The following is a 13,825-nucleotide window of genomic DNA, read 5'->3' on the forward strand; positions in this document are numbered from 1 at the left end:
CGGCAAGCGCAAAGCCCGCCGGAGCTTCCAGTTCTCCAAGCGCTAACTGCGAGCGAGTATATTTCTCAACGATTTTAAAGGGCTGCATGTTTTGCAGCCCTTTTTCTATGCGTAGCGGCTTTGTAGCTGCACGCTGAATTCATCGATGGATTGATTTAGGTGTTTGATCCCACGGTTTGATGGAGCGTTCCTTTCTCAGGAATGAACGGAAGCCTTGTGGGTCAAGTTCGACACGGGAGCGCCACGCTCCCGTTGACCAGCAGGTGATGCTTGCATCGCCGAGACGGGCGCATGCCGTCAGAGCAGAAATACGGCGATCCTTTGGCTGGCAGGGTATTTGCGACGCAATGTCCCGAGAAGCGCAAGCTTCGCTCGCGCAGCTGAGCAAGAAGCTAGGCATCAACCCAAAATCCGTCGCAAAATGGCCCAAGCGCACGCCGGTCGAGGACCTGAAGACCGGGCCGAAGGAGCCACGTTCGACGGTTCTCACCGAATCTGAGGAGGCGATGATCGTCGCATTCCGGCGGCACACGCGACTGCCGCTGGATGATTGCCTCTATGCTCCCCAGCCGTCGCTTCCGCATCCGACACAGTCGGCGCTCCATCGTTGCCTTCAGCGACATGGCATCTCTCGCTTGCCGGATGTCGAGGGTGACAAGTCAAAGCGGCAGCAGTTTAAGCGCTATCCCATCCACTGCCCGGCAGTGCATGTTTACATGCACGAGAGGGGGCTTCTTTCATATGGTGACCTGCCCCCGGCGGTCCCCCGTTCATAACGAGAGTCTGCGGGTTTGTGCTCCGCTCCCCAAGTGCTCAGCTTCCCAAGCTTGGACCGCCGGATCTCGGTTATCCTGCATCGCAGTGGGTCGATGGCACGACATTCCGACTGGAGGCTGCGCCGACGACCTGATCCACAACCCGTTGCCTGCTTGATCACAGGCCCTCGAGGTCGCGCAGGGACGTGGTTGCGATGATTTCATGCTCCGGACCGTCGCTCACAGCCGTCAAGCACGCTTATGAGAGGGGCACATCGCAATTGCATCGAACCAGCATCAGTTTGGCAGCCAGGCGCTGACCCCGGACCAAAGCATGTGCCCAAAGGACCTCATTCCAGGGCGGCGTGAAGATCAGGCACCGAAACCGAAAAGCCACTCCCCCGCTTCGGCAGGATCAGTCTTTTTACGTGAAATACCTTGACTGGAACGGACCCGTTACCGAAGGGTGGAGCCTATGCAGCGAGGGCGCAATTTGGGCCGCTCTTGGCCCATGGCGAACGTTCTGCCGCTAGAAGCACCATGGTGCGCTGCTCCCCAAAGCATGCGTAATTGGTCTGCCCCTATTCAGAGGTCGAGCTCCCGTTAAAATCACAGCCAGATTGTGAATAAGGGACGTGAATAATGGAATATTTCGCCGGTTTGGATGTGTCACTGCGCTCTTGCGCTGTGTGTATCGTCGATGCCAAAGGCAAGGTGATGCTGGAGAGGGAACTCCCCTGTGAGGTCGGCACTATTGCCGATTGCCTGAACAGCTTCGGTTATCCGATCGAGCGCGTCGGATTCGAGGCTGGCACACTGAGCCAGCATCTCTATTTATGGTCTGAGCAGCGAAGGCTTTGATGTCGTTTGCATGGAAGCCCGCCAAGTGAACGCAGCCCTTTCAGCGATGCGTAACAAGACCGACAAAAACGACGCGCGTGGGATCGCGCATGTTTTGCGCACCGGCTGGTTCAGCCCGGTCCACATGAAGAGCAGAGAAGCGCATGGTGTGCGAGCCTTGCTCAGCACCCGCAAAGCGTTGCTCAACAAGACAATCGATCTTGCCAATGAGGTGCGCGGGCTGTTGAAGATCTTCGGCCTTCGTCTGCCCAAGTCAGTGCAGCATGGCGGCTTCGACGGCCTCGTCCGTCCGATGATTGAAATGGATAAGATCCTGGCGCATGCGATTATCCCGCTGCTCGATGCGCGTCTGGTTCTGTATCAGCACTTTCTGGAACTGGACCGTCGGGTGAAACGCGCCGCCGCCTGGGATGAGGTTTGCCTCCGCATGATGACCGTTCCTGGCGTCGGGCCGATTGCAGCGCTGACCTTCAAGGCGGCTGTCGATGACCCTGCGTGCTTCAAGAAGTCTCGCACCGTGGCCGCCCACTTTGGGCCGACGCCACGAAGGTTCCAATCCGGTGAACATGATACCCCGGACCGCATCTCCAAAGCCGGGGATCGGGACGTCAGGGCGACACTCTATGCTGCCGCCAATGCTTTGCTCATGCGAACGATGGCCGGATCACAGATTAAAAATCATGGGGTATGCGCTTGATGCGCACCAAAGGGCGCCGCCGCGCCGTTGTTGCGGTGGCCAGAAAGCTCGCCGTCCTGCTGCATCGGTTGTGGGCAGATGGCACCGAGTTCCGTCCGGCAGAGGTGGAGGGCACAGCATGACCTGATCCGCCACACCTAAAGTCGAACGGGGGCGTCCCTCACCGGACGAGGTCTGTGGGAGAAACCGTAAATGGCTGCTGCGCAACGAGAAGCGCGTCCCAAAGCAAGGCTCTCCACTGCCGATCCGATACATGCGTGCAGCGATGCCCGATGGCATCAACCAAACTGCGAAGAGAAGCGTGACCCGGATGAGTGACAATGATCCACGAGAAAGAGGGAAAACGAGCTTGACCCAAACGCCCAATTAGAGAAGCGGACGCTGGCGCATCGCGCAGCATTCGGTCTCTGGAAGTCCGCAGAAGGGGTGGGGGCGGTCTTGAGTCGCCACGGCTTATTCCTCAAGACCCGCCCCGTCATCTCTGCAGGCAGCCAAAGACCGACGGGCAGAGTTTCGTCACGCGCGGCCGCCTTGTTGTAGATAGCTGCGTCCGGCGATTGAACGTCGCTCCAGGACCTGAGCGAACCCCCCATGCGCGGCGCTGTGTTCTTCAGTCGTGCCCGGCGCAAGATCACACCGCAGCGACCGCCCCTGCATCGTGCTCTGCTCTTCTCCGAGAAGATCGAGCACTGTCGGTGCAATGTCGATAAGTCCACAAGGCGAGGAGGTCACCAAGCCCCTCTCCATGCCGGGCGCAGAAATCATCAATACGGTGTTCATTTCATAGCGATTGAGGCCTCCATGCATTCCGCCGCCGACCGGGGGGCCACCACTGCATACGGTGCGGCCCGGAATGCCGCGATGGTCGGGCCGTTCGTCCGACCGCATGACGTAGAACAGCTCGGGAGACCGGGCGTGGGTATGATGGACGAGGCTGAGGGGGAGGGCACCGGGTATACCGCTGACGAGATCGTCGCGGACGAAGACCATGCCGATCTCGTCGCGTTCCATCAAGGCGCCGGCGGCACGGGCGGCAAGTCTCGGATCGGGATCGATCAGCCGTAGTTCGCCTGAATTACCGCCAGTATAGAGCAGATCGACCCCAGGAGCGGGGGCGGAGGCTGCTCTCAGCCCCGCATCGCTCAGCAGCGCTGGAAGGTCCACAGCGCCTGTGATGGTGATCTGGCCATGATCCGACATCGCGATGATCGCGGTGCGTTCGGCATGGGGCCCGCGCTCGACTTCGGCAACGATCCCGGCAAAGACGGCATCTGCCGCAGCCATCACTTCGCGCGTCGGGTCCGAGCCGATTTCACGATAATGGAACGAGGTGTCGGGCTCGGGCAGCCAGACCAGCGAGACGTCGGGCTGATCGGGACCTAGCGCGATCTGCTCCATTACCCGCTGGGCATAGCGCAATACCTCGAATTTCGGGATCTCCTTGCCCGGTAGCGGTCCAAGCAGATCGGTGGCTTGTCGGACCGCCTTCGGCGTCTGGGTCGCTTCCTCGCCATGCACCGAGAAAGTCCAGTGTCCGTTGGCTGCCACGCAGTGATTGACCAACCAGGCTGCGCCGCCGGTGCCGCAATGCACCGCGCCCATTCTGCGCCCAGCCGACGCGAGGGTCTGGCCCAAGCTGGTCGCCGTTACCAGGCCGCCCAACCGCTCTTCGGCCAGTCGCAAATCATCTGGGTTGCCGGTGTCGATTGCCCGGTCGGTCCGTACCTGCGACTGATGAAAAGCATTGTTGAGAATGCCGTGGGCGCCGGGCCACGAGCCTGTGGCGAAGCTGGTGGTGGCGACCCGCGTAACCGAGGGGAACACCGAGCGCGCCTCGCGAAACCAGGTCGCTCGCTTGGCGAAGCTTTCGAGGAATGGCATTCGACCGACGATCATGTCCGGTCGTAGGCCGTCGAAGACGACGATGACGACCTTGTCGACAGCAGGGGAGGCTAGGGTGGTCATGCGGCGGCTCCTTGGATCGTCTCGGCATTGACAATCTGGGCGAAATCCTTCGCCGCTGTGAGCGTCGCAGCGTCGGAATGGACATGGAAGTTGCGTTTGATTTCGATGACGACGCGCGTGTCGGGACGCAGCGGCAGCCGCCGCGCCAGCGCCTCGAAATCGACGACGCCATAGCCGGGAGGGGCATGCATGTCGCCAGCGCCGAAGAAATGCTTCTCGCCCGGATGGGTCGTCGGGAAGTCGAGCGGCTGGCCGGTGGAATCCGAGAAATGGATATGGCCGATCCATGGCGCCAGCGCCTCGCAAGCGTCGATCATGTCGAACCCCCAGAGCACCGCGCCCTGCTGGGCGTGGCTGATATCGAGGCAGGCGACGACGGCGTCATGCGAAAGCCGCTGCAACTGCTCGGCCAACAGGCGCGGATCCAGTGAATAAGAGGTTTCCAACCCGGCGATGATACGCGCATTGGGCGAGATGTTCTCGTAGGCGATCTTCACCCCGAGTTCGGCAGCGCGGTCGGCAATGGGGCCAAGCTGATCGAGTTCGAACTGAAGCAGCGCATGGCGGTTATCGATCCAGTCCTTCGGCGCGACCCGGCCAGGGTGAAGCACGACAACGCGGGCACCGGTCTCAGCGGCCAGTTCCATCGACACCATCGCCGCGCGGCGCATCAGGTCGGCATGGGCCTCGTCCATTAGATTGATCGCGATCGGGGCGTGCATGGAATAGGCAAGGTCGTGGCGTGACATCACTGCACGCAGTTCGGCCACGCGCTCGGGCACAAGCTGGCAGGCGGTGACTGCGTCGAGGCCAACCATGGTAACCTCGGCCCCTGTGCAGCCCATCTCAACCATCTCGGCGAGACGAGCGTCGAGGCGGGGTAGATTGCCCTCAGCCGGGGCGGTGTTGAAGCCGACGGCGATGATACGGTCAGTCATAGTCTTGTTCTCCGAAGGATAGGTTCAGTTCTCGAGGCTCGGATCGAGCCGGATGCGTAGCCAGTCGCCGAGGATCGACATCGACAGGGTGGTGAGAAAGATCACCGTGCCCGGCACCACTGCCAGCCACCACGCCGAGATCAGGTAGTCGCGGCCTTCGCCCAGCATTTGACCAAGCGACGTCATCGGTGGACGGATGCCGAGGCCGAGGAATGAGAGGGAGGTCTCGAACAGGATGGTATTGGGGAAGTTGATCGTCAGCTGCACCAGCAGCGGACCCGCAATGTTTGGCAGCACATGTCGCAGGTAGATCCAGCGCGGTGTGGCGCCGAGTCCATGCACGGCCAACGCATAGCCTTGTTCCCGCGCACTCAGCACCAAGCCGCGGGTGATGCGGGCATAGCCTTCCCATCCGTAAAGACCCATCAACATGAGGAAGACGATCATCGAGTTCCCCATGAAGGCAAGCACGGCGAGCGCGACGATGAACCACGGCATCGCGGCTTGGAAGTCGACAGCCGCCATGATCACCTCGTCCCACCACCGCCCCTTGTGAGCGGCGACGAAACCCAGCGTGATGCCGATGATCGCGCCGACCACGGTGCCGAGAAGGGTGAGTGCCATCGAGGTCTGGGCGCCGACGATCAGCCGGGACATGAGATCCCGGCCGAGCTTGTCGGTGCCAAGCGGATGGGCCCAAGTGAACCCCTCCAGTGGGGCTGGGGGTTTCATCCGCGCGAGCAGGTCGATCTGTTCGAAGGCATAGGGCTGCAGGAAACGGCCAAACAGGGTGATGCCAAGCATCAGCGTCAGGAAGGCGATCGACAGCGTTACCAAGAGCGGCACGCGCCGCAGTCGTGAAAGCGGCCCTGTCAGCAGGCGGAAGCCGTTACGGGGGCGGGTGGGGGTGTTGGCCTCGGCGGTCATTTCTGGGCCGTCCCGGCGCCGACGCGCACGCGCGGGTCGAGCCAGCCATAGAGGATATCGACGATCATGTTTGAGGTCACCATGGTTAGGGCGAGGAGGATCATGATGCATTGCACCACGGCGAGGTCACGCAGGGCGACGGAATGCGTCAGCAGTCGACCGATGCCGGGCCAGGCGAAGACCGTTTCGGTCACGACGGCCCAGCCCAGAAGTTGGCCAACCTGAATGCCGAGGACGGTCACCAAGGGCACGGCCGCGTTGGGGATGGCATGCAGCGCGACGCGCCGAGCCGGGCCTGCGCCCTTGGAACTGGCGGTGCGCATATAGGCGCGCGAGAGCACCTCGATCATCGACGACCGGCTGTAGCGCGCAATCTGGGCTGCAAAACCGGTGCCGAGCGTGATCGCTGGCAGCACCAGATGCGCCCAAGTGCCCGATCCCGACGACGGCAGCCAGCGCAGCCGCAGCGAAAAGGCAAGGATCAGCAGGATGCCAAGGAAAAAGTTCGGCATCGAGAACCCGAAGACCGCGCTGGTCATGATCGTGCGATCAATCCAGCTGTCCTTCCAGACTGCGGCGAGGATACCGGCGGGGATGCCGATGAACAGCGCGATTCCCAGCGCGGTGCCGCCCAAAAGGGCTGTCTTCGGGACTCTCTCCCAAACCAGACCGAAGGCGTCCATGTCGTTGCGAAACGAAATTCCGAAATCGCCGTGGAACAAACCGGCCCAATATTTCAGGTACTGCTGCCAGAGGGGATCGGCGAGGCCCCATTTCTCCCGGTAAAAAGCAAGTGTTGCCGCATCGATGTCATCGGGCAGTAGGATGGCCGCGGGGTCGCCGGTCAAACGCAACACGATGAAGACGAAGGTGACAACCAACCACATAGTCAGCGCGGCGCGCGCCAGTCGGACGGGAAGCCAGGTCATGCGAACTCCTCCGCGTCGTGGCGGGCCTCGGGCTCGGGAACCACGGCGCGGAGCGGGGGGACGCGCGCGGTCTCGATCATGTGGCAGGCCGCTTGCCGGTTGCCGAAGTTCCGTAGCGCCGGTGCCTGCTCGCGGCAGATTGCGGTGGCCTGCGGACAGCGCGGGTGAAAGCGGCAGCCCGATGGTGGATCGGCGGGGTCCGGCGGATCGCTTGGAATGATGCGGGCGCGTTTGCGCCGAGTCGGATCAGGCACCGGCACCGAGTTCAGCAAAAGCTGCGAGTAAGGGTGCAGTGGTCGGTCGTAGAACTCGGACTTGGGTGCGGTCTCGACAATGCGCCCGAGATACATCACCGCGACCCGGTCCGAGACATGACGCACGATGCCGAGATCGTGGCTGACGAAGACATAGGTCAGGCCGAGTTCGCGCTGCAGGTCGCGCAAGAGGTTGACGATCTGCGCCTGGATCGAGACGTCGAGCGCCGAGACCGGCTCGTCGAGGACGAGGAACTCAGGCTCCATTACCAACGCCCTCGCGATGATGACACGCTGGAGCTGGCCGCCGGACATCTCGTGCGGGTAGCGCGCGCTCATCGCGCCGCCGAGGCCGACGGCGTCCAGTGCCTTATCGGCCATGTGAAGGGGCAGGCCATGGATGCGCAGCGGTTCCTCGACTTGGGTGCGGATTGTCAAGCGCTGGTCGAGCGAACCGGCCGCGTCCTGATAGACCAACTGCATGCGCTGGCGTAAACGGCGCCATTCCTCGGGCGGCACTCCGGTTGTCTGGGTGCCGTCCAGGGTGACTGAGCCTTGATCGGGAGGCAGGAGGCCGAGCAGCAACCGCGACAGGGTTGACTTGCCGCAGCCGGATTCGCCGACGATGCTGAGGGTCTCGCCCCGGTTCACGCTAAGCGAGACACCGTCGACGGCGTTAAAGCTGCGGGCTGGACGAAACAGACTCTTGCGGCCGATCACGAAGCTGCGGGTAAGGTTGTCGGCTTTCAGAAGAACACTCATCTCAGACTCCGAAGGAAAGATTATGGCAGGCCGCGCTGCCGGAGAGCGCGGGGACGGCCCTAGTGCAGATCGCGCTTGCGTCGGAGCAGCGCGGCGCAAAGGCGCAACCAGCGGGCATCCTGTCGATCGGCGGGACCTGGCCGGAAATTGTGGTCAGCCGCTCTCGGTCGGCATCGGGCCGAGGGAGGGCCGACATCAGCCCGCGGGTGTAGGGATGGCGCGGCGCGGCGAAGAGCGCTTTCACCGTGTTCGCCTCGACCACTCTGCCGGCATACATCACTGCAGCGTTGTCGGCTGCCTGCGCTACGACGCCAAGGTCGTGGGTGACGAGCAGCACCGCCATCCCGAGCCGGTCGCGCAGGTCGCCGATCAGGTCGAGGATCTGGGCTTGCAGAGTGACATCGAGCGCCGTCGTCGCCTCGTCAGCGATCAACAGGCGTGGATTTCCGGCGACTGCCAGCGCGATCATAGCGCGCTGGTTCATGCCGCCCGAGAATTGGTGCGGGAACTCGCGAGCCCTGCGTTCCGGATCCGGCAGGCCGACCATGCCCATCAGCTTGATCGCTTCGGCTCCTGCTTCGGACCGGGTCAGGCCCTTGCGCAGACGCAGCGTCTCGGCGATTTGCCAGCCGACGCTGCGCACCGGGTTCAGGCTTCCGGTTGCGTCCTGAAAAACGCTGGCGACGGATTTGCACCGCAACCGCCGCGCCTGACGCGGTGACAGGCGGCCGAGATCGGCACCCTCAAGGGTGATGGTCCCGGCGCTGACCCGGCCGCGTCGGGGCAGCAGCCCGGCCAGCGCAAGGCAGGTCATCGACTTGCCGCAGCCGGATTCGCCGACCAGAGCCAGGGTCTCGCCTGGGGCGACGGAGAGAGAGACATCGCGAACCGGCCGCACGGGCGTGCGCCCGGGCCGGTCGATGGTAATTTCGAGATTTTCGACGTTCAGAACCATGATGAGACGCGGGCGACACCAACGGCCGCCCGCCCTTTGTTACCCTTGCGGCTCAGTTGCCGAAGGTCAGGTTGTAGGGACGCAGGTCCATGTAGTAGAGGCCGTAGGGCTTCCAGTTCACGTTCTTGCGCATGGCGTAAGTCTCGAGCGGGTTGTAGAGCATCGTGCCCGGTGCCTCGTCGACCCAGATGTCGAGAGCCTTGCGATAGGCGTCCTTGCGCTCATCCCAGTTGGGCGAGGACACGATCAGGTCCTGCAGTCGGTTGAACTCGGCCGGAGCCTTCCAGCTGCGCTCGGCCTTGCTGGGGTTCTTCTGGATGCCGCTGTCCTTGCCCCATTGCGGAACGAAGGAACCAATCGGGTCAGGGATGCGGTGGGTGTTCGACCAGGGCTGGATGTCGACCTGAGCCTTCGGATCCTTGATCTGGCTCCAGTTCTCGACCGGCTCGAGCTTGACGTTGAGACCGACGGCCTGCCACATTTGCTGCATCGCCTGGGCGGCTTCCATCGACAGCAGGTAGTAGTTCATCGGCAGGCGGTAGACGATCTCTTCGCCGTTATACCCGGCTTCCTTGATCAGCGCGCGCGCCTTGTCCGGGTCGTAGGCGAACTCCGGATAATCCTTCATATACATCGTGTAGGCCGGAAGCTGGTGGCCGTTCGGGGTGTAGTTCTTGTTGCCCCACAGTGCCTCGCGCAGCAGGCCGCGGTCGATGCTCATTGCGAGCGCTTCACGCAGGCGCTTGTCCTTCAGCACACCGTCGCTGTTGAAGACCAGCATATGGGTGTTGTCGAGCACGATCTGCGCGACTTTGAGATCCGAATAATCCTCGATCACCGGCACCTGATCGGGCGGGATGTTGACGGAAATGTCGTATTCGCCCGAGACCAGACCGGCGATCCGCGCCGACACTTCCGGCACTTCGATGAAGGTCACGGTCTTGGCGGTCGGTTTGCCGCCAAAATAGTCGTCATGGGCGGCGAGCTTGATGTATTCGCCATCGACCCATTCGGCGATCTTGTAGGGACCGGTGCCGACCGGGTTGCGCATGAATTTCTCTTTGCCTTCCGACAGGTAGGCCTTGGCATTCACGACCCAGAAAGCATAGCCCGCAAGCCGTTGCTCGAGCAGAAGGTCGGGCTGTTTCGAGACCACACGCACGGTGTAGCGGTCGACCGGCTCGATATGGCTGACGGTCATCATGAAGCGGCGGGCGCCACCGATCAGCGGCTGGTTGCCATAGCCGCGCGGCGGGTTGAGCGAGAACACGACGTCGTCCGAGGTCATCTCGTCGCCGTTGTGGAACTTCACGCCCTTGCGCAGCTTCAGTTCCAGTGTGCGGTCATCGATACGGGTCCAGCTTTCAGCGAGGCCGGGGACGAGTTTCGAGGCCGTGCCGGAACCGTCGGCAAGGAAATCGCGCCGGATCAGGCTGTCGAACATCGAATAGGTGATACGGACCCCGATATTGCCGAGCTCGTCGAGCGGCTCGAGGCTGCCGGGAAGGCTGTTGACCGCGATCTTGAGGTCCGGGCGGGGGTCAGTCTGGGCGAGGGCGGGCGTGAGGGAGGCGAAGGTCGCCACCCCCATCGCTATGCCCAGAAGAATCTTGCGAAGCATCAGATGAGTGCCTTTTTGCTGCAGTCAGGATTGAATGACCCTCACGATTTCGTAACCGGAAGGCCGCGCCCGTCTCTAAGACCCGTTCAAAGCGACGGTTCGGACACGGATTTGTGAAAGTTTTTTATCAGTTTTGACTACTTCTGCGCGAAGCTGCGTGGGCGGGGCATGCTGTTGGGGGCTGGCTCGACTTGATCTGTTCCCCAGTCTTTGACCGCCCATGGGCAGGGTTTCCCGAGGGGCTGGGCTACTCTCCAACCAGCAACTGGACCTGTCACGCTTTCGTGCAGCCCCAAGTGCGCGTTTTAGTCACCTTTCATTCGAAGGCGACTGGGCTTTTCCAGCCCAATGCTAAGTGGCGACGGCGCGGATTGTGGAACGCATCGATGTATTCAAAGATGGCGACCTCAGCCTGTCGCCGTGTGTCCCATGACCGTCGCCAGACCAGTGGAATCGGCGGAGCAATACTTGGCCACTCGTTTCGCTGTGATAGAGGGTCGGCGTTGTTGCAGAAAGGAGGCTTGAGGCATGACTGCCCCTTTCCCGATTGATGTCAGGCGATGCGGACGATCTCGGCGGTGCCGAGAGCGTTGAAGCGGTTCATGAGGGCGACGCGGATATGGATTTCGGCGGTTTGGCGGTCGGGGTCTCGTTCCATGATGCGCTCACCGAAGGCCTTGACGCACCGCATCTGCTGCCCGGCAATTGTTTGCCTGCAAACCATGTGAGGGTTCGCCTCGATCCGGCTGCGGGCATGGTATCCCGTCCACCGTTTCCAAAGGGCCCGGCCATAGTGCCGGGTGGCGGGCAGGGTTTCGTTTCGAGCCCGGGCGGCTGGGCAGTCCTCTTTCCACAAGCGCCCGTTCTTGCGGATCGGTATGATCGCGGTCGCCTCGCGTTCGATGATGGAGGTGTGGCGGCGGCGGGGTGAAGGGCGTCTTGGAAACGATCCAGTGAATCGTTTCAGCCCTGAACGGGCGGAGCCCCGGGTCGTAGGTGCCGTCTGCAGTCACGGTGCGGATCTCTTCGCCCTCGGGGATTTGGTCCAGCAACTCTGGCAAGACCGGGCTGTCGCCGTCGCGGCTGGGGGGAATTCGACGACGCGGATGTCGGACGTGGCGGTGTCCATTGCCAGATACACCTTGCGCCATTGGCGCCGCCCCTGAACGCCGTGCTTTCCTGCCTGCCATTCGCCGCCGCCAAGGAACTTGATCCCGGTGCTGTCCACCAGCAGGTTCAGCGCCCGATCTGCGCGGCGATACGGGATCTGGACGGTCAGGGTCTTCTGCATGCGGCACAGTGTGGAGCCGTCTGGAACAGGCCAATCCAGTCCCGCAAGGCGCAAGAGATTTGCCACCATCCCGCCGGTCTGTCTCAGTTTTAGCTTGAACAACACCTTGAGCGACAGGCAGAACTGGATCGCCGCGTCCGAGAAGACCGGTGGTCGTCTCTCATGCGGCGCGAACCAAGCCCTCTCCTTGTCCAGCCAGATCAGCAACGACCCTCGCTTCCTGAGCGCGGCGTTGTAGCTGGACCAGTTCGTCGTGCGGGAGCGGGCGGGTGTGGGCTTGCTCATTCATCCCGTCTAACCACATGGATTCACGTTGTGAATCCTTGCCCGCCAGAATTCTGCAACAATGCCTGTTTGATCCCACGGTTTGATGGTGCGATCCTTTCTCAGGAATGAACGGAAGCCTTGTGGGTCAAGTTCGACACGGGAGCGCCACGCTCCCGTTGACCAGCAGGTGATGCTTGCATCGCCGAGACGGGCGCATGCCGTCAGAGCAGAAATACGGCGATCCTTTGGCTGGCAGGGTATTTGCGACGCAATGTCCCGAGAAGCGCAAGCTTCGCTCGCGCAGCTGAGCAAGAAGCTAGGCATCAACCCAAAATCCGTCGCAAAATGGCCCAAGCGCACGCCGGTCGAGGACCTGAAGACCGGGCCGAAGGAGCCACGTTCGACGGTTCTCACCGAATCTGAGGAGGCGATGATCGTCGCATTCCGGCGGCACACGCGACTGCCGCTGGATGATTGCCTCTATGCTCCCCAGCCGTCGCTTCCGCATCCGACACAGTCGGCGCTCCATCGTTGCCTTCAGCGACATGGCATCTCTCGCTTGCCGGATGTCGAGGGTGACAAGTCAAAGCGGCAGCAGTTTAAGCGCTATCCCATCCACTGCCCGGCAGTGCATGTTTACATGCACGAGAGGGGGTTTCTTTCGCATCGATATCGCCGAAGTTCAGACGGTGGAGGGCAAGCTCTATCGCTTTGTTGGCATTGACCGGACCAGCAAATTTGCGATCACCCAACTCGTGGAAAAGGCGGATCGCAAGACCGCCAGGGAGGTCCTCGAACATCTGCTCAAGGCTGTCCCCTATCGCATCTGTACGATCCTGCCCCCCTTTCATGGTTTGCAAGCAAACCACTGCCGGGCAACGGAAAACGGAATTCAGTTCGCCAAGCAGCCCCGGAACAGGAACACGGCATATTCGCGCCAGATGCGCTTCGACATGATCTGCGAGGCAAATGGGATCGAGCGCCGCCTGACCAAGCCAAACCATCCGTGGACCGATGGCCAGGTCGAGAGAATGAACCGGACGATCAAGGAGGCGACCGTCAAACGCTTCCATTACGAAAACCACGACCAATTGCGCGCCCACCTCGCCGATTTCAAGGCTGCCTACAACTTCGCCCGTAGGCTCAAGACCCTCAGCGGTCTCACGCCTTACGAATACATCTGCAAGATCCGGACTTTAGAGCCGGATCGATCCATCTTAAATCCGATCCACCAAATGCCGGGACCGAACAACTAGCCGATTAGGTCTCTTAACTCTGTCGGTATCCGAAATACAAATCGCTAAGGATTGTCGCCGCGACTTTGCGTAGGCGTGTTCCTAGATTTGTTCCGCCCGCGATCGCGAGCTTGATTTCTCAATTTAGATGGGGTTTCGAAAGGGGCAGGGCCCCTTCGGCTGGGGGGGGGGGGGGGAAAGGGGGTCGGGGCCGCAGGCTGGACTTTTTGTCCCTCTGGGCCTCACGGGATTACAGCCAAAAAAAACCTCATTTAATCCCCTTATAACCGCTCATCCCCCCTCACACCACCAGCCCCGCCTTCACCGCGTACGTTCCTCTTGTACATCACTCCCCCTCATGGCCCACA

At 61.7% G+C, this 13,825-nt stretch carries 10 protein-coding genes and 3 pseudogenes; 4 read left to right on the forward strand and 9 right to left on the reverse strand.

What is annotated here, in order from left to right; all coding sequences use genetic code 11:
• Positions 1–362 precede the first annotated feature (362 nt).
• The 3 genes and pseudogenes from QZ571_RS17270 to QZ571_RS17280 form a co-directional block, all read left to right on the forward strand.
• A pseudogene (locus QZ571_RS17270) lies at positions 363–692 on the forward strand (IS481 family transposase); the annotation flags it as partial.
• A 705-nt stretch (positions 693–1,397) separates the two neighbouring features.
• On the forward strand, positions 1,398–1,616 hold the full coding sequence (locus tag QZ571_RS17275) for a hypothetical protein (protein ID WP_295537284.1): 219 nt from the start codon (positions 1,398–1,400) through the stop codon (positions 1,614–1,616).
• 10 nt (positions 1,617–1,626) lie between these two features.
• Complete coding sequence (locus tag QZ571_RS17280; protein ID WP_295537285.1) at positions 1,627–2,313, forward strand: transposase; 687 nt, start codon at positions 1,627–1,629, stop codon at positions 2,311–2,313.
• Positions 2,314–2,829: 516 nt separating this feature from the next.
• On the opposite strand, the gene QZ571_RS17285 is transcribed toward QZ571_RS17280, so the two are convergent.
• The 9 genes and pseudogenes from QZ571_RS17285 to QZ571_RS17325 form a co-directional block, all read right to left on the reverse strand.
• Positions 2,830–4,278 (reverse strand): alkaline phosphatase family protein, encoded by a 1,449-nt coding sequence (locus tag QZ571_RS17285; protein ID WP_295537286.1) that lies wholly within the window; start codon positions 4,276–4,278, stop codon positions 2,830–2,832.
• Entirely contained in the window at positions 4,275–5,216 is a 942-nt protein-coding gene (locus QZ571_RS17290) for a sugar phosphate isomerase/epimerase (protein ID WP_295537287.1), read from the reverse strand. Before QZ571_RS17290 ends, QZ571_RS17285 begins: the two co-directional genes overlap by 4 nt.
• Positions 5,217–5,240: 24 nt before the next feature.
• The gene (locus QZ571_RS17295) at positions 5,241–6,143 is read right to left on the reverse strand and encodes an ABC transporter permease (protein ID WP_295537288.1); all 903 of its coding nucleotides are present in this window, start codon (positions 6,141–6,143) and stop codon (positions 5,241–5,243) included.
• Complete coding sequence (locus QZ571_RS17300; RefSeq protein WP_295537290.1) at positions 6,140–7,072, reverse strand: ABC transporter permease; 933 nt, start codon at positions 7,070–7,072, stop codon at positions 6,140–6,142. Before QZ571_RS17300 ends, QZ571_RS17295 begins: the two co-directional genes overlap by 4 nt.
• On the reverse strand, positions 7,069–8,088 hold the full coding sequence (locus QZ571_RS17305; protein WP_295537292.1) for an oligopeptide/dipeptide ABC transporter ATP-binding protein: 1,020 nt from the start codon (positions 8,086–8,088) through the stop codon (positions 7,069–7,071). The genes QZ571_RS17300 and QZ571_RS17305 overlap by 4 nt, the downstream gene beginning before the upstream one ends.
• A gap of 1 nt (position 8,089) precedes the next feature.
• Positions 8,090–9,043: an ABC transporter ATP-binding protein gene (locus tag QZ571_RS17310; RefSeq protein WP_295537294.1), complete on the reverse strand. Its 954-nt coding sequence runs from the start codon at positions 9,041–9,043 to the stop codon at positions 8,090–8,092.
• Between the two features lie 52 nt (positions 9,044–9,095).
• Positions 9,096–10,664 (reverse strand): ABC transporter substrate-binding protein, encoded by a 1,569-nt coding sequence (locus QZ571_RS17315; protein ID WP_295537296.1) that lies wholly within the window; start codon positions 10,662–10,664, stop codon positions 9,096–9,098.
• 316 nt (positions 10,665–10,980) lie between these two features.
• Positions 10,981–11,112, reverse strand: a pseudogene (locus tag QZ571_RS17320) (IS3 family transposase); the annotation flags it as partial.
• 561 nt (positions 11,113–11,673) lie between these two features.
• Entirely contained in the window at positions 11,674–12,240 is a 567-nt protein-coding gene (locus tag QZ571_RS17325; RefSeq protein WP_295537298.1) for an IS5 family transposase, read from the reverse strand.
• 253 nt (positions 12,241–12,493) lie between these two features.
• On the opposite strand from QZ571_RS17325, the pseudogene QZ571_RS17330 reads away from it, so the two are divergent.
• Positions 12,494–13,478: pseudogene (locus QZ571_RS17330) on the forward strand (IS481 family transposase).
• The last annotated feature ends 347 nt before the right edge of the window (positions 13,479–13,825 follow it).

It is taken from the genome of uncultured Thioclava sp. (genome assembly GCF_913064665.1).
Classification (GTDB): domain Bacteria; phylum Pseudomonadota; class Alphaproteobacteria; order Rhodobacterales; family Rhodobacteraceae; genus Thioclava; species Thioclava arctica.